General features: G+C 56.7%; 22 protein-coding genes and 1 pseudogene. 6 read left to right on the forward strand and 17 right to left on the reverse strand.

Translation table 11 applies throughout. The features are described 5' to 3' along the window. The first annotated feature begins 22 nt into the window (after positions 1-22). Positions 23-1,468, forward strand: coding sequence for a metalloprotease TldD (gene tldD, locus CKQ53_RS06530; protein WP_094118128.1), 1,446 nt, complete (start codon positions 23-25; stop codon positions 1,466-1,468). 35 nt (positions 1,469-1,503) lie between these two features. On the opposite strand, the gene aaeR is transcribed toward tldD, so the two are convergent. Then, positions 1,504-2,442 carry an HTH-type transcriptional activator AaeR gene (aaeR, locus tag CKQ53_RS06535; protein ID WP_118894795.1) on the reverse strand — a complete coding sequence of 313 codons (939 nt, stop codon included), beginning with the start codon at positions 2,440-2,442 and terminating at the stop codon, positions 1,504-1,506. Between the two features lie 316 nt (positions 2,443-2,758). On the opposite strand from aaeR, the gene aaeX reads away from it, so the two are divergent. From aaeX to CKQ53_RS06555, 4 genes are all read left to right on the forward strand, one after another. Further along, the gene (gene aaeX, locus CKQ53_RS06540; RefSeq protein ID WP_085651086.1) at positions 2,759-2,962 is read left to right on the forward strand and encodes a p-hydroxybenzoic acid efflux pump operon protein AaeX; all 204 of its coding nucleotides are present in this window, start codon (positions 2,759-2,761) and stop codon (positions 2,960-2,962) included. Positions 2,963-2,984: 22 nt separating this feature from the next. Further along, positions 2,985-3,917 (forward strand): p-hydroxybenzoic acid efflux pump subunit AaeA, encoded by a 933-nt coding sequence (aaeA, locus tag CKQ53_RS06545; protein ID WP_476738473.1) that lies wholly within the window; start codon positions 2,985-2,987, stop codon positions 3,915-3,917. 9 nt (positions 3,918-3,926) lie between these two features. Then, on the forward strand, positions 3,927-5,885 hold the full coding sequence (gene aaeB / locus CKQ53_RS06550; RefSeq protein ID WP_094118130.1) for a p-hydroxybenzoic acid efflux pump subunit AaeB: 1,959 nt from the start codon (positions 3,927-3,929) through the stop codon (positions 5,883-5,885). 142 nt (positions 5,886-6,027) lie between these two features. Further along, a complete protein-coding gene (locus CKQ53_RS06555; protein ID WP_085651083.1) occupies positions 6,028-6,660 on the forward strand; it encodes a LysE family translocator in 633 nt (210 codons plus the stop codon). 50 nt (positions 6,661-6,710) lie between these two features. On the opposite strand, the gene yjgA is transcribed toward CKQ53_RS06555, so the two are convergent. Next, positions 6,711-7,262 carry a ribosome biogenesis factor YjgA gene (yjgA, locus tag CKQ53_RS06560; RefSeq protein WP_085651082.1) on the reverse strand — a complete coding sequence of 184 codons (552 nt, stop codon included), beginning with the start codon at positions 7,260-7,262 and terminating at the stop codon, positions 6,711-6,713. Between the two features lie 191 nt (positions 7,263-7,453). On the opposite strand from yjgA, the gene pmbA reads away from it, so the two are divergent. Then, positions 7,454-8,794: a metalloprotease PmbA gene (gene pmbA / locus CKQ53_RS06565; protein ID WP_118894797.1), complete on the forward strand. Its 1,341-nt coding sequence runs from the start codon at positions 7,454-7,456 to the stop codon at positions 8,792-8,794. A 47-nt stretch (positions 8,795-8,841) separates the two neighbouring features. On the opposite strand, the gene phnP is transcribed toward pmbA, so the two are convergent. The 15 genes and pseudogenes from phnP to rapZ all read right to left on the reverse strand — a co-directional run bounded on the left by phnP (position 8,842) and on the right by rapZ (position 20,616). Continuing rightward, a complete protein-coding gene (gene phnP / locus CKQ53_RS06570) occupies positions 8,842-9,615 on the reverse strand; it encodes a phosphonate metabolism protein PhnP (RefSeq protein WP_094118131.1) in 774 nt (257 codons plus the stop codon). Next, positions 9,605-10,168, reverse strand: a complete 564-nt coding sequence (phnN, locus tag CKQ53_RS06575; protein WP_094118132.1) for a ribose 1,5-bisphosphokinase — start codon at positions 10,166-10,168, stop codon at positions 9,605-9,607. The genes phnP and phnN overlap by 11 nt, the downstream gene beginning before the upstream one ends. A gap of 1 nt (position 10,169) precedes the next feature. Beyond that, on the reverse strand, positions 10,170-11,306 hold the full coding sequence (phnM, locus tag CKQ53_RS06580; protein WP_094118133.1) for an alpha-D-ribose 1-methylphosphonate 5-triphosphate diphosphatase: 1,137 nt from the start codon (positions 11,304-11,306) through the stop codon (positions 10,170-10,172). Beyond that, positions 11,293-12,012, reverse strand: coding sequence for a phosphonate C-P lyase system protein PhnL (phnL, locus tag CKQ53_RS06585; RefSeq protein ID WP_094118134.1), 720 nt, complete (start codon positions 12,010-12,012; stop codon positions 11,293-11,295). The genes phnM and phnL overlap by 14 nt, the downstream gene beginning before the upstream one ends. Positions 12,013-12,040: 28 nt before the next feature. After that, positions 12,041-12,835, reverse strand: a complete 795-nt coding sequence (gene phnK / locus CKQ53_RS06590; RefSeq protein ID WP_094118135.1) for a phosphonate C-P lyase system protein PhnK — start codon at positions 12,833-12,835, stop codon at positions 12,041-12,043. Then, positions 12,819-13,703: an alpha-D-ribose 1-methylphosphonate 5-phosphate C-P-lyase PhnJ gene (locus CKQ53_RS06595; RefSeq protein WP_094118136.1), complete on the reverse strand. Its 885-nt coding sequence runs from the start codon at positions 13,701-13,703 to the stop codon at positions 12,819-12,821. Before CKQ53_RS06595 ends, phnK begins: the two co-directional genes overlap by 17 nt. Further along, positions 13,693-14,799, reverse strand: a complete 1,107-nt coding sequence (locus tag CKQ53_RS06600; protein ID WP_094118137.1) for a carbon-phosphorus lyase complex subunit — start codon at positions 14,797-14,799, stop codon at positions 13,693-13,695. The genes CKQ53_RS06595 and CKQ53_RS06600 overlap by 11 nt, the downstream gene beginning before the upstream one ends. After that, entirely contained in the window at positions 14,799-15,401 is a 603-nt protein-coding gene (phnH, locus tag CKQ53_RS06605; protein ID WP_094118138.1) for a phosphonate C-P lyase system protein PhnH, read from the reverse strand. The genes CKQ53_RS06600 and phnH overlap by 1 nt, the downstream gene beginning before the upstream one ends. 2 nt (positions 15,402-15,403) lie before the next feature. Continuing rightward, a complete protein-coding gene (phnG, locus tag CKQ53_RS06610) occupies positions 15,404-15,847 on the reverse strand; it encodes a phosphonate C-P lyase system protein PhnG (protein ID WP_409359758.1) in 444 nt (147 codons plus the stop codon). After that, a complete protein-coding gene (locus CKQ53_RS06615) occupies positions 15,841-16,263 on the reverse strand; it encodes an NAD-binding protein (RefSeq protein WP_420844237.1) in 423 nt (140 codons plus the stop codon). Before CKQ53_RS06615 ends, phnG begins: the two co-directional genes overlap by 7 nt. Positions 16,264-16,353: 90 nt before the next feature. Beyond that, positions 16,354-16,760, reverse strand: a pseudogene (locus CKQ53_RS18660) (NAD(P)-binding domain-containing protein); the annotation flags it as partial. A 42-nt stretch (positions 16,761-16,802) separates the two neighbouring features. Continuing rightward, positions 16,803-17,957 carry a phosphonopyruvate decarboxylase gene (gene aepY, locus CKQ53_RS06620; RefSeq protein ID WP_094118140.1) on the reverse strand — a complete coding sequence of 385 codons (1,155 nt, stop codon included), beginning with the start codon at positions 17,955-17,957 and terminating at the stop codon, positions 16,803-16,805. A gap of 58 nt (positions 17,958-18,015) precedes the next feature. Next, entirely contained in the window at positions 18,016-18,927 is a 912-nt protein-coding gene (gene aepX, locus CKQ53_RS06625) for a phosphoenolpyruvate mutase (RefSeq protein WP_094118141.1), read from the reverse strand. Positions 18,928-19,492: 565 nt separating this feature from the next. After that, entirely contained in the window at positions 19,493-19,765 is a 273-nt protein-coding gene (gene npr, locus CKQ53_RS06630) for a PTS phosphocarrier protein NPr (RefSeq protein ID WP_026740687.1), read from the reverse strand. Further along, positions 19,762-20,616, reverse strand: a complete 855-nt coding sequence (gene rapZ / locus CKQ53_RS06635) for an RNase adapter RapZ (protein WP_118894799.1) — start codon at positions 20,614-20,616, stop codon at positions 19,762-19,764. Before rapZ ends, npr begins: the two co-directional genes overlap by 4 nt. Positions 20,617-20,661 lie beyond the last annotated feature (45 nt).

Below are 20,661 nucleotides of genomic sequence, written 5' to 3' on the forward strand. Positions count from 1 at the left end.
TTGACATGAAGAGTGACATTCTATGAGTCTGACGTTAGTCAGTGAGCAATTACTCACAGCCAACAAGCTGAGCCTGAACGATTTAAATACGATTCTGGAGACGCTGAATGAGCGTCGTCTGGACTATGCCGATCTCTATTTCCAATCCAGCTACCATGAGTCCTGGGTATTGGAAGATCGTATCATCAAAGACGGTTCCTACCACATCGATCAGGGCGTCGGGATCCGGGCCGTTAGCGGCGAGAAAACCGGTTTCGCCTATGCCGACCAAATCACGTTGAATGCGTTGCAACAGAGCGCGCAGGCGGCCCGCAGCATCGTAAGAGAGCAGGGTAACGGCGCTGTGCATGCATTGGGCGAGTCGGCGCATCGCGCGCTGTATCCAAGCCAAAATCCTTTGGATAGCCTGACTCGGGAAGAGAAAATCGCTCTGTTGCAGCGTGTGGATGCGACGGCCCGCGCGGAAGATGTCCGCGTGCAGGAAGTCAGCGCCAGCCTGACCGGCGTGTATGAGCTGGTGCTGGTGGCGGCCACGGATGGCACGCTGGCCGCGGATATTCGCCCGCTGGTGCGTTTGTCCGTCAGCGTGCTGGTGGAACAGGACGGCAAGCGTGAACGTGGCTCAAGCGGCGGCGGCGCGCGTACCGGTTACGACTACTTCTGGCAGTTGGTGGAAGGCGAAGCGCGAGCGGAAGCTTGGGCGAAAGAAGCCGTTCGTATGGCGCTGATTAATATCTCCGCGGTGGCGGCGCCCGCGGGTTCAATGCCTGTCGTGCTGGGTGCCGGCTGGCCGGGCGTGCTGCTGCACGAAGCGGTCGGTCACGGTCTGGAAGGCGACTTCAACCGTCGAGGAACCTCCGTGTTCAGCGGTCAGGTCGGCAATCTGGTGGCCTCAGAGCTGTGTACTGTGGTGGACGATGGGACGATGGAAGGTCGTCGCGGCTCACTGGCGATGGACGATGAAGGCGTACCGGGTCAGTACAACGTGCTGATCGAGAACGGCGTGTTAAAGGGTTACATGCAGGACAAGCTCAACGCGCGCCTGATGGGCGTCGCGCCGACCGGCAACGGTCGCCGTGAGTCCTATGCGCATCTGCCGATGCCGCGTATGACCAATACCTACATGCTGGACGGGAAGTCGACGCCGGAAGAGATCATCGCCAGCGTCGACTACGGCCTGTATGCGCCGAACTTCGGCGGCGGTCAGGTGGATATCACCTCCGGCAAATTTGTGTTCTCCACGTCGGAAGCCTATCTGATCGAAAAAGGCCGCATCACCAAGCCGGTCAAAGGCGCGACGCTGATTGGCTCAGGTATTGAAGCCATGCAGCAAATCTCGATGGTGGGCAACGATCTGTCGCTGGATATGGGCGTCGGGGTCTGCGGTAAAGAAGGCCAGAGTCTGCCGGTCGGCGTCGGTCAGCCCACGTTGAAACTGGACAGCCTGACGGTGGGCGGTACGGCTTAATTCCCACCGATCTTCTCCGTCGTCGTGACGTGCTATCAGGGCGCCGACGGCGGAGGATTCTCCTGGCGATACCCTTGATAGGTCAGCGCCACCTTTTTGAAGTACTCCATCAGATAATTAATGCACACCTGCACCTTTAGCGGCAGATGGTCTTTGCGCGTATATAAGGCATAGACCGGACGCGGATCGGAATGGTAGTGGGCAAACAGAATTTCAACTTCACCGCGCTTAATCTCCTCAAAGACCCACATTAGCGGCACATATGAAATCCCCGCGCCGTGCTTGAGCCAGCGGATCAGCGTCTGGGAATCATTGGTGGCGAACCGCCCCTGCGGCTTCAGCCGCGTCGTTAATCCCTCCGGCGAGATCAGGTCAAATTCGCTATCAGGCCGCACGCTGTATTCCAACCAGGAAAAGTTATCGATGTCGGACAGTTTCTCCGGCGCGCCGTTCTGCGACAGGTAGCTTTTGGCGGCGCAAACCACCATCGGCATCGACCCCAGACGGGTGGAAAACAGGCTCGAGTCCTGCAGCGCTCCCACGCGAATCACGATATCCAGACCGTCGGCGATCAGGTCCGGCGCGGGGATGCCGCTGACCAGATTGACGGACAGCCCCGGATACTCTTTCAACATTTCCGCCGTCATCGTCGCCAGTACGTTCTGAGCCATGGTGGAGGTGCTGCCGATACGCAGCGTGCCGATCGGCGTGTTGGTAAACGCATACAGCTGATCGTGGACTTCATGCGCTTCGACCAACATGCGACGGCAGCCGTGGTAATAGATTTTTCCGGCCTCGGTCAGCCCGATGCTGCGCGTACTGCGGTTTAGCAGCTTCACCTGCAACGCATTTTCCAGCTTGGTCACCGTTTGACTGACGGCGGAGACGCTCATTTTCAGCTGCCGCGCGGCGGAGGTAAATGAACCGAACTCCACCACTTTGGCGAAGATGGTCATGCTTTTTAGTCGTTCCATTATTAAGCCTGGCTTAAAAGTGATTTAGATCACACTGGGTAGATAAGGTCATAATAAACATCCATAATGAAGTGTGTCTAAACAGGAAGCGCGGTGTTCCCCTCGCAGTGCTTCTGTCTTTGTTACCTCTATGAATGAAAAAGTAAGCGCTTCATCATACCGATCATTCGTTACGTATGTTCTTCATTATTGTTATCAGTCTTGCTGTGTCTTCCCCCGCTTGCAGTCAATGACTGCGGGCGGAGGTTTTTTTGGGTTATTTGCTATGCTGCTTACAGGGTGTATTGCGCATTAGAGTGAGAGAGATAAGAAAAAGATGAATTCGCTTCCGGTCATGGTCCTGTTCGGCCTCTCGTTCCCGCCGGTATTTTTTGTCCTGCTGGTATCGCTGGCGCTGTTTTATATCTGTATCCGTCTGCTACAGCCGACCGGGATCTATGATGTTGTTTGGCATCCCGCGCTGTTCAACACCGCGCTGTTCTGCTGTCTGTTTTATCTGCTGTTCCGTTTCGGTCTTTGAGGTCGTTGTGAATACATCCGCGCTGACAATTTATCTGAAAAAATTTGCTCGTATCGCGATCACGCTCGCCCTGGTCTTATTGGCACTGGTGGCGATCGTGCGCGTATGGGCTTTCTACACCGAATCGCCCTGGACCCGAGACGCGCGATTCACCGCCGATATCGTCGCTATCGCGCCCGATGTCAGCGGACTGCTGACCGCCGTCAACGTCCACGATAACCAACAGGTGAATAAGGGCGACATCCTGTTTGAAGTCGACAGGCCTCGCTATCAGCAGGCGCTGGCTGAAGCGCAGGCGAATGTCGACTACTACCAATCGCTGGTGGTTGAGAAAAAACGGGAAGCGGGCCGCCGTCAGAAGCTCGGGACGCAGGCGCTGTCGCGGGAAGAGATCGAACAGTACGGCAATACCCTGGAGACAACGCAGCATCAGCTGGCGCAGGCGCAGGCCGCGCTCGAACTGGCCCGGCTCGATCTGGATCGCACTGTGGTCCGCGCGCCGTCGGATGGCTGGGTGACCAACCTGAATTTGCAGGTCGGTGAATTCATCACGCGCGGCGCGACCGTGGTCGCGCTCGTGAAAAAAGATTCCTATTACCTGTGGGCGTACATGGAAGAGACTAAGCTCGGCGGCGTTCGTCCTGGCTTGCGGGTGGAAATCACGCCGCTCGGCAGCAACCGAATTTTGTACGGCACGGTGGATAGCGTGGCGTCGGCGGTCACCAACAGCAATATCACCACTGACAGCAGCGGTTTGGCGACGGTCGACTCCAATCTGGAGTGGGTCCGGTTGGCGCAGCGGGTGCCGGTAAAAATTCGGCTGGACCAGCAAATGGGTAATCTTTACCCGGCAGGCACCACCGCGACGGTCGTGGTCACAGGGGAAAAAACGGAGCATACGAAATCAATGTCGCCGATGTTGAAACTGATGCACCGGCTGCGCGAGTTCGGGTAAGGCACCGTCATGTTCAATTTTCCCGGATTCATCCGGCTACGATTTGCCTTCAAGCTGAGTTTTGCGATCCTGCTCTCGCTCATGCTCGGTTTCTATATGCAACTGGAAACCCCGCGCTGGGCGGTGCTGACCGCCGCGATCGTGGCCGCCGGGCCCGCTTTCGCCGCTGGCGGGGAGCCGTTTTCGGGCGCCATTCGCTATCGTGGGCTGCTGCGTATTCTGGGAACGTTTATCGGTTGTATTGGGGCGCTGGTCATTATTGTCAGTACGGCGCGGGCGCCGGTCGTGATGCTGATGCTGAGCTGCCTGTGGGCGGGCGCCTGCGTGTGGATTTCCTCGCTGGTGCGGGTGGAAAACTCCTACGCTTTTGGGCTGGCGGGCTACACCGCGCTGATTATCGTCGTGACGACGCAGAGCACGCCGCTTCAGGCGCCGCAGTTCGCCGTCGAACGGTGCAGCGAGATCGTGCTCGGCATCATGTGCGCCATCCTGGCGGATCTGCTGTTCTCTCCGCGATCTATTAAACAAGATATCGATCGAGCGATGAAAGCGCTGCTGTTGGATCAGTTCCAGCTGTTGCAACGTTGCGTGTCCGGCGCATCGAAAGAGGATCTGGATGCTCACTGGCACGCGCTGGTGCGTAACACCCAATCGCTGAATGGCATGCGCAGCCAGCTGCGCGTCGAGTCGTCCCGCTGGCAGCCCAGCAATCTGCGTCTCAAAAGCATGGTGACCCAGTCCTGGCTGATGATCACCCAAGCCTGCGAAACCTATCTGATTCTGCAAGACAGCGAAGCGCCGATCAACGGCGCGCTGTCTGTGCTGCTGGAGCAGCCTGTCACGACGCCGGAAGAAGGTCGTCAGCGGTTACGGCAGCTGCGTTATCTGGTAGCCGTCAACGGCGCCAGTCTGCCGCCGTCGCTTGTCGGCTGGGTCGTGACGGCGACGCGTTACCATCTCCTGATGCGGGGCGTACAGAACAACGGCCGCATCAACCGTATTGAGGCGGATGCGCTGACGGCGGATGTGGCGGTGAAAGCCACGTCCGCAGAGACTCATCACGCGATGATCAACGGGGTGCGTACTTGGGCGGCCACGACGCTGGGGTGCCTGTTCTGGCTGGCGACGGGATGGAACTCCGGCAGCGTCTGTATGGTGATGCTCGCCGTCGTGACCGCGCTGGCGATGCGTCTGCCCAATCCGAAAATGATGGCAAAGGATTTTCTGGTCGGGACGCTGTTCGCGCTGCCGCTGGGATCGTTCATGTTTATGCTGGTGCTGCCCGCCACTCAGCAGAGTCAGCTGCTGCTGTGTCTGAGCCTCGGCCTCATGGCCTTTTTTATTGGTATCGAAGTGCAGAAACGACGGCTGGGATCGCTGGCGTCGTTAGCCACCACCATCAATATTCTGGTGCTGGATAATCCGATGACCTTCGATCTCGCGCAGTTTCTGGATAGCGCCATCGGACAAATCATCGGCTGCTTCCTGGCTTATCTCGTTATTCTGCTGATTCGGGACAACTCCCTGGCCTGGACAGGACGGACGCTGATGAACCGCTTCGTTTTCGGTGCGGTATCGGCGTTGAACACGTGTCAGGAGCGGCGGCAAGACAACTATCTGCCCGCGCTTTATCAATACCTGTTTCTGCTGCTGAACCGCTTTCCAGGCGATATCGCCAAGTATCGTCTGGCGTTGTCGCTGATCATCGCGCATCAGGGGCTACGGCAACTGGATATCCCCGTCAGCGAAACGCTGGTGGCTCATCACCGGCAGTTGCGGGCGACGGCGGGACGGGTAATCAAGGCGAAGCAGGATACGGTGCGCAGCCGCTACTTCACGCAGTTGCTGGAGGAAATGGACGCGTATCAGCAGGCTTTGCTGGACCATCGGGTCGCGGAAAAAACGATCGCCTCGGTCAGCCGCTTGATCGCCTTACTGCGGCGAAATCAGAATGCGTTTATCGGCTAACGACGCTGCCGAAGCGGCTTCTCGCCGTCCCGCTATCTCTGTTTGGGCGGACGGTGTAGTATTTCTCCACCCCTTTTTTTGACTTCATTCACCGTAACGTGCGTGGCGACACGCGCAGCTGACGTACAGGTAACGACGTATTATGACTTTGCACCTTTGGTTAGTTTACACCGGCGTGATCGTGGCGCTGATCGCCATTCCCGGCCCGTCTGCGCTCATCAGCATGACGCATGGTCTGCGTTATGGACAACGACGTGCTATTGCCACTATCGCAGGCGGGGCGTGTGCCGCGTTGCTGCTGATGACCGGCTCTGCGCTCGGACTGGGGGCGATCCTCGCGGCGTCGACGACGGCGTTTATGCTGCTGAAGGTGGTGGGCGCGGCTTATCTTATCTGGCTGGGGATTTCGGCGTGGCGAGCAAAAACCGGCCCGGTGACGGAAACCGAAAGCGTCGCGCTGCCGGTCGATGAACCCGGCGCATTCACGCTGTTCAGACGCGGTTTCACGGTGGGCATCAGCAATCCCAAAGATCTGCTGTTCTTCGCGGCGTTGTTTCCTAACTTCATCGACACCAGCGTACCGCAGGCAAGTCAGTTTGCACTGCTGGCGCTGACCTGGACGGTGTTGGATTGCAGCATCATGTTCTGTTACGCCTGCATGGGAAAACGCGTGTCTTCCCTGTTTGCGCACCCGAAACGTCTGCGGTTGTTCAACCGCGCGTCCGGTTCACTGTTTATTTTTGCGGGCACTGCGCTGGCGGCATCAGCCAAGTAGCGATAGGGCGGACCGGCGGCGAGGAGTACGCCAGCTGCCGGTCAGGACTTTCACGCTTGGGCTTCGGCCAGCTCGCGCAGATATTGATACAGCTGGCGAGATGATTTCGGGGGTTTGTTGGCTGCTTTCTCTTTCTGAGCGTTACGCAGCAATGAGCGCAGCTGTTGGCGATCGGCCTGAGGATAAAGCGTCAGTACGTCGCTCATGGCGTCGTCGCCTTCCTCCAGCAGACGGTCACGCAGTTGCTCCAGCTTATGGAACAGCGCGACCTGTTGGTTATGACGGTTCTTCAACTTATCCAGCGCCAGCTGAATCGGTTCCGGATCGCGTGCGCGCAGCATTTTGCCGATCAGCTGCAGCTGACGTCGGCGACCTTCTTTCTTGATGCGCTGAGCCAGCTCGACGGCGGCCAGCAGCTCTTCATCCAGTGGGATGCGTTCGAGGGCATTTTTCCCCAGGGCGACCAGTTCCGCTCCAAGATCTTTCAGGGCTTCAGCATCGCGTTTGATTTCGCTCTTGCTGACCCAGATAATTTCGTCGTCGTCTTCTTCCTGGCTGGTAGGCGGGACGTCGTCCTGCCAGTCTTCGGGGTGTTTATTCATGCGTGGTTTCCTCAAAAAGAGGCCGATCCTATCAGGTTATGGCTTGCTGCGAAATTGTCGGCAGATCCTGTTAGACTCAAGGATATCACGCTACCTCTTTATTACGCAGAGGTATGGCACGAATCGCGTGCAGACGCGCCTCGTGACCGCCTACATTATCAGGATGTTTTCTTACTCATGATGGCGAATCAATGACAATTATCACTCAGGTTGCAGAGCAGCGAAAAACGCTGGAACAGGCAGTGGCGCAGGCGCTGGAGTTGGCCCGCGCCGGTTCGGATGCCGCGGAAGTCGCGGTGACCAAGACCACGGGGATCGGCGTCAGCACCCGCTATGGCGAGGTGGAAAACGTTGAATTCAATAGCGACGGCGCGTTAGGCATTACCGTCTACCATCAGCAGCGCAAAGGCAGTGCGTCCTCGACGGACCTCAGTCCGGAGGCGATTGCCCGTACCGTGCAGGCCGCGCTGGATATCGCGCGATACACCTCGGTTGATCCCTTCGCCGGTCCGGCGGATGAAGCCCTGCTGGCGTTTGATGCGCCGGATCTGGATCTGTTTCATCCTGCCGAGTTGGATGCGGAGCGCGGCATCGAGCTGGCGGCCCGCGCGGAGCAGAGCGCGTTGCAGGCGGATGACCGCATCACCAATACGGAAGGCGGCAGCTTCAACAGCTACTACGGCGTGAAGGTCTTCGGCAATAGCCACGGCATGTTGCAAAGCTACTGCTCCAGCCGCCACTCCATGTCCAGCTGTGTGATCGCCGGCGAAGGCGGCAACATGCAGCGCGATTACGCCTATACCATCGGACGCGCGCTGGACGATCTGAAAACGCCGGAGTGGGTCGGTCAGGAGTGCGCACGCCGGACGCTGTCCCGACTGGCGCCGCGTAAGCTGTCCACCATGCAGGCGCCGGTGATGTTCGGCGCGGAGGTCGCGACCGGCCTGTTCGGTCATCTGGTGGGTGCCATCAGCGGCAGCAGCGTTTATCGCAAATCCACCTTCCTGCTGGATCAGCTGGGCCAGCAGATCCTGCCCGAGTGGCTGACGATTAGCGAGTTGCCGCATTTGCGCAAAGGGCTGGCGTCCACGCCGTTCGACAGCGAAGGGGTTCGCACGCAGGAGCGCGATATTGTGAAAGACGGCGTGCTCCAAACCTGGCTGATGACCTCTTATGCAGCGCGCAAACTGGGGATGCAGAGCACCGGTCATGCGGGCGGCATTCACAACTGGCGTATTGCCGGACGCGGTCTGGACTTCGACGGCATGCTGCGTGAAATGGGAACCGGGCTGCTGGTGACCGAACTGATGGGACAGGGCGTTAGCGGCGTGACGGGCGACTATTCGCGCGGCGCGGCCGGTTTCTGGGTGGAGAACGGTCAGATCCAGTACCCCGTCAGCGAAATCACCATCGCGGGCAATCTGAAAGACATGCTGCGTAATATCGTCACCGTAGGCGACGATATTGAAACCCGCAGTAACATCCAATGTGGTTCGGTCCTGCTGCCGGCCATGAAGATCGCCGGGGCGTAATCCCCGAAGCACGCGGCGCTGTTTGCGTCGCGTGTTCCCCCCTACCTCTACAGTTTCAGCCTCAGCCCGTCGTACGCCGCATGCACATGCTTTGGCAGCGGGTGCTTCCGCAGCCAGCGATCCAGTGAATGACCGATATGCGTCAGGTACATTTTTCCCGGTTTTAACCGTTCGAAGATGCTCAACGCGAGGGTCAAATCGTTATGATTTCTGGGAGGCGTGGGCTGCGGTGGCTCGCTGCAGTCGAGTACCAGATAATCCACCGGCCGTCCGGCCAGAAAACGCTCGGTGTCCTCCGGCAGCCCCACGGTATCCGTGAGGTAGGCCAGCGAGGCGTATTGCGTCTGAAACAGGTAGCCATAGGTGATTCTGGAGTGGCGCAGCGGCAGCGGCGTGGTCGCCACACGGCCGAACAGTCTCGTGTCGAAGGGCGTCAGCGGAGGCTGGAATTGCAGCATGCCGGGGTGCTGGTACAGATCGTCGCAGCCATCGGGATCGGGCGGCCCGAACACCGGTATCGCTTCGCCGCAGCCCCAGCGCAGCGGGAATAGTCCCTGAACGTGGTCCATGTGGTAATGGGTGAGCAGAAAGCGCTGAATCTCCCCGGCGCTAAAGCGGTTGTCCAGATCGGGCAAGCCCGCGTCGATCAGCGTCATTTCCCCGTGGTCGATCAGCGCGGCGCAGCAGGCGCGCCGTCGCCGTTGCGGAGACGAGCGTGCGCTCTGGCACACCACGCAATCACAGCCGAAGGCCGGAACCTGCTGCGCGCCGCCGGTGCCCAGAAAATGAAATATCGACGTGTGACGCGTCTCATCCGACATTCTCTTTTCTCTCCGTTTGTGACAGCAACTGCCAGAATCGCGCCAGCGTCTGGGGCAACGGACCGTCGTTATGCAGTAAGGCGCAGTCTGACGGCAAATTGCGCTGCTGTTCCTGCGCCCGCAATAGTCGCGCTTCGATCTGACTCGTATTTTCCCGTCCGCGCGTCAGCAGCCGTTGACGCAGGATCGGGGGCGATACCGCCAGACAAAGTGGAAACAGCCGCGCGCCGTAACGCTGTTGCGCCTGTTTCAGGTAAGCCCGTGAGCCGTTGACGACCACATCCAGATCGCGTTCCAGCCACAGATCGATCTCGATGCCGATGGCGTAGTGGTTATGATGCGCCTGCCAGTGCAGCGCGAACAGGCCGTGACGACACCGTTGGCCAAACTCGTTGTCCGTGAGCGAAACGTGGTTTTCTCCGGGCAGACCGGCAGGCCGGGTGATGTAGCGGTGTGCGACCAGCAGGCGTTGCGGCGAGCTGGCGCGTATCGCATCCAGCAGACTGTCCTTTCCCGCGCCCGAAGGCCCTATCAAATAGATCAGTCTGCTCATATCAGAATACCTGCTCGCCTTGCCGCCATACCCGTTGCAGCGTGATCTGCGGGCCATGACGATGGACCAGAACCAGATCGGCGCGCTTCCCTTCGGCGATCACCCCCCGATCGTTCAGCCGCAGCGCCTGCGCCGGATTGCGGCTAACCAATGCGATAGCCTGAGGCAAGTCGTACTCGTTGCGCTCGTCTTCTGCTATCAGAAACGCGGCTTCCAGCAGGCTGGCCGGATAGTAGTCCGAAGAGAGGATATCCAGCAAACCGGCTTCCGCCAGCTGATGCGCGGCCACGTTGCCGGAGTGTGAGCCGCCGCAGATGATGTTCGGCGCCCCCATCAGCACATGCATACCGACCTGATGGGCTGCTTGGGCGGCGATCTCCGTCGTGGGAAATTCGGCGATCGCCACGCCGTGACGATAGGCGTCCATCACGTGTTCTTCCGCCGCATCATCGTGGCTGGCCATCGTGATCCCTTTGGCCCGGCATAGACTGACGATGTCTTCACGGTTGGACAGGGACCAGCGCTGCGAGCCTTCAATCTGTTCCGCTTCAAACTGCGCCATTTGCTCATCGTTGAGGTGGTATTTGCCTTTGTAATACTCGTGGTACTTCTCCCGCGAGGCGAACTGCCGCTGCCCCGGCGAGTGATCCATCAATGACGCCAGCGCGACCGGCGGCAGATCGCACAGTTGTTCAAACAGCGGCAGCGTCTCCTTATGCGGCAGTTCGCAGCGCAGATGCAGCAAATGCTCCGCCCGGTTGAGGCCCGCTTTCTGCGTCTCGACCACCGTATCGGTCATCTTGCGCAGGTTGTCGAGCCGGTGGCCGCCGTCCCGGACATCGCCGACGGCGAGCGCGTCTAATACTGTGGTGATCCCGCTGGAGATTATCGCGGCGTCGTGCGCGCGCATGGCGGACGTCGGCGGCCAGCTGACGCCGGGACGCGGGGTGAAAAATTTGTCGAGGTTGTCGGTATGTAGCTCAATCAGTCCGGGGATCAGCCACGCGCCGCCGCCGTCCACAGCTCCGGGTAAACGGCTCGGCGCATTGCTGATGTGCTGAATCACACCCTGATGAACCGATAACGATCCGTTGATGACCTCGTCCGATAACACCATTCGTACATTATTGATGATCATAGGATCCCTCCTCATGAGGCGCGGTGACGGGCATGGCATAGATGCGGTCAGACACGCGCGCGCGAACCTCTTCGTCATGGAAAATACCGACAATGGCCGCGCCTCTCGCTTTGGCCTGAATGATGGACTCCGTGACGGCATCGCGATTGACCGCATCCAGCGAGGCGGTCGGCTCATCCAGCAGCAGAATGGGATAGTCGCCGATAAGCCCGCGGGCGATATTCACGCGCTGCTGTTCGCCGCCGGAGAACGTCGCTGGCGCCAGCGACCACAGTCGCTCGGGCACATTCAACCGAGTCAGTAACTCACCGGCGCGGATTTCGCTTTCCTGACGCGAAATACCCCGTTCCAGCAGCGGTTGGATGACGGCGCTTAGGGTGCTGATGCGCGGAATGACCCGCAAGAACTGGCTGACCCAGCCGATCGTGTGTCGACGCACATCGAGGATGTAGCGCGCGTCGGCCGACACCATATCCACCCAGCCATCCTGGTGGCGCGCGTAGATGTGGCCGCTATCCGGCTGATAGTTGCCGTAGAGTGAACGCAGCAGCGTAGATTTTCCGCTGCCGGAATGGCCGTGGAGGGCGATGCACTCACCGCTTCTCACCTCCAGATTGATGTCTCTGAAAACCGGCAGACGAGCGCCCTGCTGGTTATGCAGTACGAAAGTTTTACTCACATGTTCGATGCGTAGGCGAATATCCATTAAAGGCGCCTCCTGGGGGGTTGGTCTGCTAGAGGATGGATGACACCAGCAGTTGGGTATAAGGATGATGAGGATCGTCCAGCACGCGGTCGGTCAATCCCTGTTCGACGACCTGTCCTTGTTTCATGACCAACAGCCGATGGGATAGTAGGCGCGCTACGCCCAGATCGTGGGTAACGATGACGACGGCCAGCTGCATGTCCGTCACCAGCGTACGCAGCAGGTCCAGCAGGCGAGCCTGCACCGAAACATCCAGTCCGCCGGTCGGCTCATCCATAAAAATGAGACGCGGCGAGGTCACCAGATTGCGGGCGATTTGCAGACGCTGCTGCATCCCGCCGGAGAAGGTGGTCGGCAGATCGTCCATGCGTTCTGCAGGCAACTCGACGTTGTTCATCCAGCGCGCGGCCGTCTCGCGAATGTGGCCGTAATGGCGCTCGCCGATGGCCATCAGGCGTTCGCCGATATTGCCGCCGGCGGAGACCGCTGGCCGCAGCCCCAGCAGCGGATGCTGCCAGACCACGCCCCATTCTGTACGTATCAGCGCCCGACGCCGACGCTCGCTGATGTCATAAATCGACAACGCCTGTTGCTGGCGATCCCGGTAGGTGACGCAGCCTTGTTGCGGCGCCAGACGGGCGGAAATCGCGTTCAGCAGGGTGGTTTTTCCTGAACCAGACTCTCCGACGATCCCCAGAACCTCACCCGGCCAGAGCTGGAATGAGACGTTCTGGAATCCTTTGCCCGGCGCATACAGATGGGTGAGGGTATCGACTGACAACAGCGGACCGTCGTCCTTACGGTAGTTATTGCGTGTTTTCATGCGCTTTCTCCTGATGGTCCCGTTGCTGCTGGCAATAGTCGGTGTCCGAGCAGACAAACATGCGGCTGCCCGCATCATCGATGACGACTTCGTCCAAAAAGCTGTCATGAGAGCCGCAGATAGCGCAGGGCTCGTCCCACTGCTGCACGGTGAAGGGATGATCGTCGAAGTCGAGGCTTTCGACTGGGGTATAAGGGGGAACCGCATAAATGCGTTTTTCGCGTCCGGCGCCGAACAGTTGCAGGGCCGGCATCATGTGCATTTTGGGATTATCGAATTTGGGGATAGGAGAAGGGTCCATCACGTAGCGCTGATTGACCTTGACCGGATAGGCGTACGTGGTGGCGATGTGTCCGTAGCGCGCGATGTCCTCATACAACTTGACCTGCATGACACCGTACTCTTCCAGCGCATGCATTTTTTGGGTCTCCGTCTCCCTCGGCTCGATAAATCGGAGCGGCTCTGGAATCGGTACCTGGTAGACGATGATCTGGTCTTCCTTCAGCGGCGTCTCCGGTATTCGATGGCGGGTCTGAACGATGGTCGCCTCCGCCGTCTTTTCCGTTGTTTCAACGCTGGCAACATTGCGGAAGAAGTGGCGGATAGAGACGGCGTTGGTCGTATCGTCGGCCCCCTGGTCGATGACTTTGAGAACGTCGTCCGGCCCGATGATGCTGGCGGTAATCTGAATACCGCCGGTCCCCCATCCGTAAGGCATTGGCATCTCCCGGCTGCCGAAGGGCACCTGATGGCCGGGAATGGCGATAGCTTTAAGGATGGCGCGACGGATCATGCCTTTGGTGCCTTCATCCAGATAGGCGAAATTATAGGCGGTTTGTTCTGCATCTTCAGAAGCGTTAGTCGTCATGATGTTGGTCTTCCTGCGTGGATGAATACTCCTGTCGCAGACGCTTGAGGAGTTCCAGTTCTGATTGAAAATCGACGTAATGGGGAAGTTTCAGGTGAGAGACAAAACCGGCCGCTTCGACATTGTCGACATGAGACAGAACAAACTCTTCATCCTGCGCCGGGCCCTGAATTTCTTCGTGACAGTCGGCGGCCTGTAGCGCACGGTCCGCAAGGGCGACGGTAATCGCTTTGCGTTCGGCTCGCCCAAAGGTCAGCCCATAGCCGCGGGTGAAGTGCGGGGCCTGTTCCGTGGGTTTAATGAAACCATTGACGGTCTCGCACTCCGTCACCAGGATGTCGCCGATTTCCACCGCCATATCCACTTCCTGAATGAACATCACGACCGTGACCAGGCCTGTGCGGATTTCGCCAACAAAAGGGTGATTGCGGCCATAGCCGCGCTGGGTGGAGTACCCCAGCGACAGCAAAAAACCCTCATCGCCGCGGATCAGTTGCTGTAGTCGCGCCGAACGCGAACACGGATAGTTTGGCGGATTAAGGGTGATATCCTCCGGCTCTTCGTCGCGTTCGTCCACCGGCGGCACCAGCCCCTGCTGTGTCAGGAAGTGAAACGCATGAGGAACGGTGTCTTCGGCAGGCTCCTCATCCTGTGTTTCCGGCGCTGTCGGGGCGGTTGGCGGTTGGCCCTCCGCCAACAGCGTGAAGTCCAGCAGCCGATGGGTATAGTCGTAAGTCGGCCCCAAGAGTTGCCCGCCTGGAAGATCTTTAAAGATCGCGGAAATGCGCCTTTCCAGACGCATGGATGCCGTAGCCAGCGGTTCGCTCACCCCCCAGCGAGGCAGGGTGGAACGGTAGGCGCGCAGCAGAAAAATCGCTTCGACGAGATCGCCGCTAGCCTGCTTGATCGACAGCGCAGCCAGCTCGCGATCGTAGATATTGCCTTCGGTCATGACGCGGTCGACCGCCAGGCCGAGCTGCTGTTCTATCTGTTCACAGCTCAGCTCCGGGATCGTCGGCTGACCGCGTCGACGACAGGCTTGAAGTTGGTGTGCGGCTTCAATGGCTTTTTCACCGCCCTTCACTGCAACATACATCAGCACTCCTCCACTCGAGTGGTTCTGGGTATAGCGAGCAGCTTCTTGCCGGAGGTGAACAGAAAATCGAGACCCATCGGGAAAGGATGTGGCCGCTCGCAGAGATAGCGCCGTATCGCGCTGGGAAGATGCGGGGAGATGATTTTGACGTTATTTACGCCCGGGCCGCTTAGCTTGAGCAATCTCCCGTTGTTCAGTCCATCCACTTCCAGAATGATGGTGGCTGATTTCTCCGGCTCGACTTCGTTTCCGCACGGGAAACACATCAAATCGTGTTGGATAGGTCGACTATCGAACGTGTTGGTTTTCCCGTTCAACAGAACGAAATACGCTTCTGCGGCATTGGAAGTGATCGGCACATTGGTGTGTAAACACAGCGTTCTCAGCAGGAGTGGATTACTGATATTCCGGTCGATGAACAGCGGCGTTTTGTGGCTGCTCAGCGTCAACAGCACGGCGATGGTCGATGAAGAAATATTGTTCAGTCCCTCAATCCCGGGAACGGTCACAGTCACCCCGGGTTCGCTCATCGCTTTGACGATTTTTCTGAAGCAGGCCTGAGTCCCGAATACCGGATTGGCGAATCCATTCAACATGTCCATGATTACTCTCCTCTGACCAACGTAAAGAAGTTGACTCGACTGGCGGCGACTTCCCGTCGCTGCCGGTCATGTTCAGCTTGCTGTTGCTTGGCGAGAGGAGAGACCACGTTCTTCCACAACTGGTTAAAGGCGGACTGGGTTTGTAATAAAGCATCAATCAAGGCACAGCGCTCGGCATGAGTCTTGTCTCTGCCGAGGATATAGCTGTAGCCGCAAATGCCGTCCTTAATTTGCAGAGCCGCGCGGGTGACGGTCATATCGCCCACCATAAAACGCTGCCCTGTGGATTCCATGCGCCCTTGCAGCTGGATCAGACCGATTTCCGTCGGTCTCAGTATTTGATAGTCCGCGACAATATTGAGAGGTTGCCAAAAGGACAGCAGTGCTTCGGCACGGCTGCGTGACAGCACGGACATCCAGTAAGCGCGTTGCTCTTTTTTCACCACCATTTTTCTGCCTCCGGCTCTTGCTGTTGTGACTGCTGCGACAAATAGGCAAAACATGCGGTCTGATCCTGGGGCGGCCTGAGGGCTTCGGCGGTATTCAGATAGATGCGCTGAACACGGTCAAAAAAGGCGCTATGGATCGCTCGTTCCTGAAACAGGGCGTGTGCCAGATCCAGGTCCTTGATGCGGATAGCTAACGGGACGGAAACCTGATCAGTGGGGTGAAGATAGCGATTCAGCATCACCTCCATATAGGTGGAGCGACCTCGCCCTAGCGGTAGCGCTTTCTGCAAGGCGGCCTGGCTGATGCCGGACTTCTCCGCCAGCAGAATGGACTCTGCGGCAACCAGCAGGTGGACGGCTTCGCAGTAGTTGTTGATCACTTTCATGGCCTGTGCGGCCTGGTTGCTGTCCATGACGGCATAGCCGTTGCTCAGGAAGGAGAGCAACGGGGGCAAGACGTCGGCAAAGGCCCGCGGGATGGGGCCTACCCAGCAAGCCAGTTTGCCGGTGCGCGCGCCTTCGGGGCCCCCGGAAACGGGGGCTTCGACGTAGTGAGCGCCGTGTCGTTGGAAAAACGCCTCCATGTGCTGGCTATCTTGGGGCCGATAGTGCTGATGTTGACAATAAGAGGCTGACATTCCTCGAGTTTATTTTTTATTTCAGGGGTACAAAAAAGCGTTTTCGTGGCCTGCGCATCGGTCAGGCAAATCAGGATGATCGGTGCTTTACGCGTCAATAATTGGCTGAGTGAACTCACCGCGTGTACGCCGCTCCCGGTGAGTGCTTCAGCTTTACTTGCCGTACGATTGTAAAGGCTGAGGGTGTATTGGCACTGGCGTAGCCTGAGCGCAATTGCCTTTCCTAAGACGCCGACGCCAACCAGGGAAATGTGTTTTGTCATATTGAGCATCCTTTCAACGCCACCGATACGGGGAAGGGTGGTAGGGGGTTATCAGCGGGAGTGAGCTGGCTGCGACAGGAAGTGCATAAAACAGGTTCGATTCTGAGAAGGCGATGTTGTGGGCCGTCCCAGATTGTCGCGATGCCCAATGCGGCATTTCACCTCGATAAATTGACTTCCCTGACTCGTCAGAGCCTGACGAAGCACGGCTTGCAGGGCTTCTCGGCTTCCTACTGTCGAAACCTGTCGATAGCCGCAGGCGGTAGCGATGGGGGCTAAGGGCAGTCGCGACGCCGCCGTTCGCTGACCGCCGACGGAGTCATGGGCGCCGTTATTGATAACGATATGGATAAGCGTGGGGGAAAGGGCGCTATTGGTCAGCCCGCCCATGTGCATCAACGTCGCGCCGTCACCGTCCAGACAGACAACTTTTTTACCCGGTCGACCTTCGCTGATACCCAGCGCTATCTGGCTGGCGAGGCCCATGCCGCCTACGGTCAGAAAGTCACGGTCGTGCTCTTCGCCGCGCTGTTCACGTAGCTCGAACAGCTCGCGCGATAGCATACCGGTGGTGCTGACAATGGGGATGTCGGCCGGTAGTACGGACAGAACTTCCGCAACGATCTCTTCGCGCAGCAGCGTGGCTGACGTTCGCGACGGCTGCCTGGCTTGCTGGCAGGGAGAGAATGTATTTTTACGTACGATTAAAGCGACAGGACGTTTATCGCGTTTTGCCTGTTCCAGGAGCTGTTCTATCTGCGGGAAGTCGATATCAGGCTCGCCTTCCAATATATGGTAGGGAATAGTGAGTATCTCTAACTGCGGTAGCGTGACCCGACCTTGCATAACATGCTGCGGTTCGTCATTCAGTTGCGTTCCGTCTGGTTTTGTTTCGCCACGCCAGCCGATAATAAATAGCATCGGGATACTGTAAACGTCTGTCGTCGCCAATGAACAAATTGGATTAACGATATTTCCCAGCCCGGAGTTTTGTAAATAAACCACAGGTACTAAGCCTGTTGCCAACTGATAGCCAATAGCCATTCCTGCTGCAGCGCCTTCATTGCAAGCTAACTGATGACGCATATCTTCTTTTGATCCGTCGATAGCCAGACAGAATTCTTTTAATAAAGAATCAGGGACGCCACTATAGAATCGAATACCTTTCTGGTGTAAAAAAACCAAAAAATCATCAGGGCTAATCATGATAATTTCCTTCTTTTTAATGATTGGTTGTATTGCTAAATTGTGAGTCACCCAGTGATTATTTCGTGCCCGGAATTAAATTGAGGATCTCCTTTATAGAAATACATTTGTCTTCTATTTCTTGCGTACGGCCATTTTTGAGAATGTGGGGAAGAATTTCACGCATGGCCGGATAAGATGCGCGCAACATATGGTTGGCATAGATAATGATGTTAAAACCACTATCGACCAGGTGTTCAAAGGTAATGTCGTTAAAACTGGTCGGCACGCATACCAAAGGGATCTGCGGATAATGACTGCGAAAGATTTTTGCAAATTCGAGAATTTCATCCGGAGTTTTAAGCCGGCTGTGGATCATAATACCATCAGCGCCCGCCTCGACGTAACGCAGCGCGCGGTCAATGGCATCGTCCATACCGGCCTCCAATATCAGGCTTTCAATGCGCGCAATCAACATGAATTCCGGCGTCAACTGAGCCTGTTTGGCCGCTTTGATTTTGGCGCAGAAGTCGTCCACGCTAGCCTGGGTTTGTTTTACATCGTTACCAAATAGTGAGTTTTTCTTCAGGCCGGTTTTATCCTCGATAATAATGGCGGAAATCCCCAGATTTTCGGCCTCGCGGATATGGTACACAAGATGTTCTATCTGGCCGCCGGTATCACCGTCAAAAATTAATGGGCTGTTCGTGACATTGAAAATATCCGCGATGGAATTAAACCGGCGGCTGTAATTGACTAATTCTGTATCGGGTTGACCGCGTAAAGTAGAATCGGTCAGAGAGCTTGACCAAAAAGCGTCAAATTTATGACTCACTCCTTCTCTTATATATTCTGCTTCTTCAATGAGCATGGCGGATAATGGACTGTGAGCTTCCATTACGCGAATCGCTTTTTTACTATTCAGTAGTTCCCTCAGTGCGCCACGACGAGAATCTGGTGTTTGGCCTTTATTGGCTATACTTTTAGACATCGTGATATCCTCATCAACGTATTTCTATTCCTACTACTTATCTTGTAGTCACTTAACCCTGCCAAAATGACAAGATATTACTTTGGCTCACTAATTAGCCATTTTGGTAGATTGTGTTTTCGTATTTTTATTAATAATTTTTTTAATTTCAAATCAGATAATATTTTTTGTTTTTTTACAGGTTTTTATATCTGCATGAAGTTAAAAGGGAAAATGGCATTCTTGGTAAAAACGAATAGAATAAACTTCTTATTAATCTCGCGAATAAATATGATCGCATATTGTTTAAGGCACTTTCCAGATTTTGGGCCTAATGGAAATTTAAGGTTTCTTTATAAAAATGAAGATAAGAAAATAATTTCATGTTATTTATCCGGTTAAGTTGTGAACTTTGGTTTTTTTGAAATTAACAAAACAATTGAGAACCTTTATAGGAACACAGGTTTTTATTTACACACTTCGAACGTTATGAGCTCAAAAATAGTTCAGGTGTAGGGAAGATTGGGAGATGACAAGGAGAGGGGGAGATGGACGGTTTGAAGTGGAAAAGCGAGCGGAAACCTCGTTATTCTTCGTCAAAGCCGGCGTCGAATAGTTTAACGACGGCCGCAAGGGCTTCGTTTTCGTCTGGACCCGTCGCCTCGATTTCGATGCGCCGGCCCTTGGCGGAGTCCAGCATTAACATGGCGATCACGCTGCTGGCTTCCGCCTGCGTGCCGCTCTCATTGCGCAGAATGACTTCGGCATCGAAATTTTGTACCAGTTCGAATAGCTTCATCGCCGGTCGGGCGTGCATACCCAGACGGTTTTTGACTTCAACGGTATGTCTTACGGTCATGATTTACGTTTTTCCAGCGTACGGTGGCGCAGTTGCACGTTTTTGCCTCTGGAGTGGAAGTAATCGGCCAACTGCTCGGCGATATATACCGAACGGTGTTTACCACCAGTGCAACCAATAGCGACGGTCAGGTAGCTGCGATTGTTGGTTTCCAGCATCGGCAGCCACAGCTCAAGATAGCTGCGCGTTTGATAGATGAAGTTATGCACTTCGGTATGGCGATCCAAAAACGCCGCGACAGGTTTGTCCAGCCCGGTCATGGGTCGCAGCTTCGGATCCCAGTGCGGGTTCGGCAGGAAGCGAACGTCAAACACATAGTCGGCGTCAATCGGGATACCGTGCTTGTAGCCGAACGATTCAAACACCATCGTCAGCTCGCGTTCGCGCTTGCCCAACAGGCGGGCGCGCAGCATCTCGGCCAGTTCATGTACTGACATCTCGGAAGTGTCGATGATCAAGTCGGCGCGGGAGCGCAGCGGCTCCAGCAGATTATTCTCTTCGTCGATGGCGTTTTCGAGCGACAGGTTCTGGCTGGATAGCGGATGCAGGCGACGGGTATCGCTGTAGCGACGGATCAGCGTATTGCGGTCGGCGTCCAGGAACAGCAGCTGCGGCGAGAAACTGCTCGGCAGTCGGGTCAGCGCCTGTTCCAGCACTTCCGGCGTTTCCGGCATGTTGCGCACGTCAATGCTGACCGCCGCCGAGATATTCCGCGCCGCCAGGGCATTGGCCAGATCCGGCAGCAGAATTACAGGCAGGTTATCCACGCAGTAGAAACCCATGTCTTCCAGTGCGCGCAGGGCAACGGATTTGCCCGAGCCTGAACGACCACTGACAATCATCAGCACCATCTGACGACTCCCCCAGGCAGCGGAATGGTGAGGGTCTCGCTGCCA

This window comes from Lonsdalea britannica, assembly GCF_003515985.1.
Classification (GTDB): domain Bacteria; phylum Pseudomonadota; class Gammaproteobacteria; order Enterobacterales; family Enterobacteriaceae; genus Lonsdalea; species Lonsdalea britannica.

What these genes read in the sequence shown, in the direction of transcription:
- tldD (WP_094118128.1), top strand. Translation starts at nt 23, where the DNA reads ATGAGTCTGACGTTAGTCAGTGAGCAATTACTCACAGCCAACAAGCTG.
- aaeR (WP_118894795.1), bottom strand. Translation starts at nt 2,442, where the DNA reads ATGGAACGACTAAAAAGCATGACCATCTTCGCCAAAGTGGTGGAGTTC.
- aaeX (WP_085651086.1), top strand. Translation starts at nt 2,759, where the DNA reads ATGAATTCGCTTCCGGTCATGGTCCTGTTCGGCCTCTCGTTCCCGCCG.
- aaeB (WP_094118130.1), top strand. Translation starts at nt 3,927, where the DNA reads ATGTTCAATTTTCCCGGATTCATCCGGCTACGATTTGCCTTCAAGCTG.
- CKQ53_RS06555 (WP_085651083.1), top strand. Translation starts at nt 6,028, where the DNA reads ATGACTTTGCACCTTTGGTTAGTTTACACCGGCGTGATCGTGGCGCTG.
- yjgA (WP_085651082.1), bottom strand. Translation starts at nt 7,262, where the DNA reads ATGAATAAACACCCCGAAGACTGGCAGGACGACGTCCCGCCTACCAGC.
- pmbA (WP_118894797.1), top strand. Translation starts at nt 7,454, where the DNA reads ATGACAATTATCACTCAGGTTGCAGAGCAGCGAAAAACGCTGGAACAG.
- phnP (WP_094118131.1), bottom strand. Translation starts at nt 9,615, where the DNA reads ATGTCGGATGAGACGCGTCACACGTCGATATTTCATTTTCTGGGCACC.
- phnN (WP_094118132.1), bottom strand. Translation starts at nt 10,168, where the DNA reads ATGAGCAGACTGATCTATTTGATAGGGCCTTCGGGCGCGGGAAAGGAC.
- phnM (WP_094118133.1), bottom strand. Translation starts at nt 11,306, where the DNA reads ATGATCATCAATAATGTACGAATGGTGTTATCGGACGAGGTCATCAAC.
- phnL (WP_094118134.1), bottom strand. Translation starts at nt 12,012, where the DNA reads ATGGATATTCGCCTACGCATCGAACATGTGAGTAAAACTTTCGTACTG.
- phnK (WP_094118135.1), bottom strand. Translation starts at nt 12,835, where the DNA reads ATGAAAACACGCAATAACTACCGTAAGGACGACGGTCCGCTGTTGTCA.
- CKQ53_RS06595 (WP_094118136.1), bottom strand. Translation starts at nt 13,703, where the DNA reads ATGACGACTAACGCTTCTGAAGATGCAGAACAAACCGCCTATAATTTC.
- CKQ53_RS06600 (WP_094118137.1), bottom strand. Translation starts at nt 14,799, where the DNA reads ATGTATGTTGCAGTGAAGGGCGGTGAAAAAGCCATTGAAGCCGCACAC.
- phnH (WP_094118138.1), bottom strand. Translation starts at nt 15,401, where the DNA reads ATGGACATGTTGAATGGATTCGCCAATCCGGTATTCGGGACTCAGGCC.
- CKQ53_RS06615 (WP_420844237.1), bottom strand. Translation starts at nt 16,263, where the DNA reads ATGGACAGCAACCAGGCCGCACAGGCCATGAAAGTGATCAACAACTAC.
- aepY (WP_094118140.1), bottom strand. Translation starts at nt 17,957, where the DNA reads ATGATTAGCCCTGATGATTTTTTGGTTTTTTTACACCAGAAAGGTATT.
- aepX (WP_094118141.1), bottom strand. Translation starts at nt 18,927, where the DNA reads ATGTCTAAAAGTATAGCCAATAAAGGCCAAACACCAGATTCTCGTCGT.
- npr (WP_026740687.1), bottom strand. Translation starts at nt 19,765, where the DNA reads ATGACCGTAAGACATACCGTTGAAGTCAAAAACCGTCTGGGTATGCAC.
- rapZ (WP_118894799.1), bottom strand. Translation starts at nt 20,616, where the DNA reads ATGGTGCTGATGATTGTCAGTGGTCGTTCAGGCTCGGGCAAATCCGTT.